A 2,843-nucleotide genomic window follows, 5' to 3' on the forward strand; every position below is an offset into this window, starting at 1 on the left:
TAAATGACAGGCTGCGTTTCTCTATCAACAGGTATTACAGGGATCCCAGCTTTACGGATCCATCTACCATTACCCCAAACGGTACCCTTTCTAATATTACATTACGATATATGGGAAGCTTTTAAAAATATAGCAAAATTGGAATGAAAGGAATGAATAGGAAAAATCTGATGCTGTTGTTTTTCTTTTTTTTGGCATCCTGTATATTGTATTCCCAGAAATTGTCTCCTGCGGAAATAGACAGATTACAAAATGATGATCAGTATCTTCAGAAAGGTAAGATATATGAGGGAATTGAATATAGCAAAAAAACAATACAATTATCAGAAAATATCAATTATGCAAAAGGTAAAGCAAGAGGATATATCCAGATTGCCCGCTATCTTCATTCTTTGGGAAAATATGATGAAGAACAGATTTATCTGCAAAAGGCTGAAGCATTGTATTCCGAATATGAGAATGATCCGTTATTAGTAGCGTCACTTTTTACGGTTTATGGAAAAAATTATTTTGAGCTGAGATTTATTGAGAAGTCCAATGAAAGCTATCGCAAAGCATTACAAGAGGTATTAAAAATAAATGACAAAATACAGAAGCAGAAACTTCTGCATGATATTTATGGAAGTATGGCGGTCAATTTCGGAATACTTCAAAATAGTGATTCAATGTATTATTATACTCATAAAGCATATAAAAATGTTCCCCGGGTGGTAGAGGCTACCAATCTTACCTATTATTTTATAACACGTAAGAAAAACCAGGATTCCGCAAAATTTTACCTGGATAAAGCCGAAGGGCTTTTAAAAATATCAACAAGTATCTTTGATCATCTGGTGTTTAATTATATGTCTGGCGAGTATTATAAGGATCAAAAGGAGTATAAAAAAGCACTGGGGTTTTATGAAAAATCCCTGAAATTGTCTTTTAAAATGAAGAGATCTAAAAATGTAATGAAGAATTATAAAGGTATAGCTGAAGTATATACTCTTCAGAACAATGTTTATAAAGCCAATGAATATCTGCAGAAGTATACAAGGCTCAGAGACAGTATTGATCAGAGGAATCTGATAGCCTCGCAAACCTCCGGGAAAAAAATTATCGAAGATGAGAAAAAGCAAATTGAAGCATCAAAAAAGAATTTGTACTATACATTGGGTGGACTGTTATTAGGAATCATCATATTAAGTATATTAAGTTTTCTGCATGACCGGAAGATCAGGAGAAAAGATCTTCTGCTCAAAAAAAATAAGGCATATATCTTACAAAATGAACGGAAGGTAAAAGAGCTGGAGCAAAAAGTAAATGAAAGCTTTGAGGAAATCATACAGCTCGCTAAGGAAAACAGCCCGGAATTTTGGGGACGTTTCCAAGAAGTGTATCCCGAATTTCGTAAAAAAACATTGGATATTAATTCTAATCTGAAAACATCAGAACTCATATTATCTGCTTATATTTATTTAGGCTTCAACACAAAAGATATAGCAGATTATACTTTTAAAGCTGTCCAGACAATAAAAAATAATAAATATAATCTGAGAAAACGCTTAAATATTCCACCCCAAGATGATATTTCACTTTGGATAAGAAATTATATGGATAGCTAAACACCACTATCCGTGTTCGTTATATTTTTAAGGTACTTTGTTGGTACCTTATTTTTTTTGATTTCAATCCTGACTTCTTTTGCTTTGTGCTTTTATAACTTTAAAAAACTTAAGCACAAATGGAAAAGGATGAATACTTTGATCTTAGTAAGATACACATACACGCTCAACTAGGTATAGAAAAAATGCAACATGTAAATAACTGATGCTTATTCAAGCATCATTATTATTATGTCTTTAAGAATTATTAATTAAAGATACCTATTAGTATGTTATCAAAGCAAGACAAAAAAAAACATAAACAAAGTTTTAGTATCTATTACCTGGTCATTGGAGGGGTAACGACGATTATTTCATTGGCATATTATATATTATTTCTTTCAGGTGAAGAGAAGAAGAGTATAAAGAATTCTTTTCATGACCATAAAACAGAGGCTTTTGATGAGATCATTCAGCTGGCAAAAAATAACAGTCCTGAATTTTGGGCACATTTTCAGGAAAAATATCCTACATTCCGTAAAAAGCTGATAGAGATCAATGCAAATCTTAAAGTTTCGGAAATTATTCTATGTGCTTATATTTATTTAGGTTTCAATACAAAAGATATAGCTGAGTATACTTTTAAAGCCGTTCAAACCATTAAAAATAATAAATATAACCTGAGAAAAAGACTCAATATTCCTCCAAAAGATGATACGACGTTATGGCTTCGTAAAAAAATCGAAGAATAATAAATTATTGATTTTTAGCAATTTGTAAATAGAAGTACTTCGTTGGTACTGAAGTTTTTTGTTAGAAATGAAATATTTTTAGTGATTTGTAATAGAAATACACAAATAAAAAGAATCTGATTGTTTGATTTTAGACTGTAAAATAACGAGCTTATATCTTTTAGATTTTTAAAATTATTTATTAAAACACGACACTAAGATGAAAAATATAGAATTACCCACCGGTACTTACTCATATTCCGGGAAATTCACAAGTTGGAATATCTACAATTAGCTTCAACTGATCTACTTATCAAGTAAAACACAATTCTAAAAACATAATGAAGAAAAATACAATCATTTTGGGGGCCATTTTGGCTTCTATGCTTTCATTCGCCCAGGTTGGAATAAGAACGCAAGTTCCTTCTGCCAGTTTGCACATAGAACCGTCGAGTATTTCCTCACCTACGGGTATGGACGGGATCTTAATTCCGAGAGTAAAGGCTTTTCCTGCACCCCAGGCAAAAGG

The 2,843-nt window shown here is 31.8% G+C and carries 2 protein-coding genes and 1 pseudogene; all 3 read left to right on the forward strand.

Going from position 1 to position 2,843, the window contains the following annotated elements:
• Positions 1 to 143 precede the first annotated feature (143 nt).
• A complete protein-coding gene (locus BCF58_RS17225; RefSeq protein WP_121463070.1) occupies positions 144 to 1,604 on the forward strand; it encodes a hypothetical protein in 1,461 nt (486 codons plus the stop codon).
• Between the two features lie 269 nt (positions 1,605 to 1,873).
• Positions 1,874 to 2,335, forward strand: a complete 462-nt coding sequence (locus BCF58_RS17230) for a helix-turn-helix transcriptional regulator (RefSeq protein ID WP_121463071.1) — start codon at positions 1,874 to 1,876, stop codon at positions 2,333 to 2,335.
• 320 nt (positions 2,336 to 2,655) lie between these two features.
• A pseudogene (locus BCF58_RS17300) lies at positions 2,656 to 2,843 on the forward strand (hypothetical protein); the annotation flags it as partial.

The organism is Chryseobacterium defluvii, from assembly GCF_003634775.1.
Classification (GTDB): domain Bacteria; phylum Bacteroidota; class Bacteroidia; order Flavobacteriales; family Weeksellaceae; genus Chryseobacterium; species Chryseobacterium defluvii.

What these genes read in the sequence shown, in the direction of transcription:
- BCF58_RS17225 (WP_121463070.1), top strand. Translation starts at nt 144, where the DNA reads ATGAAAGGAATGAATAGGAAAAATCTGATGCTGTTGTTTTTCTTTTTT.
- BCF58_RS17230 (WP_121463071.1), top strand. Translation starts at nt 1,874, where the DNA reads ATGTTATCAAAGCAAGACAAAAAAAAACATAAACAAAGTTTTAGTATC.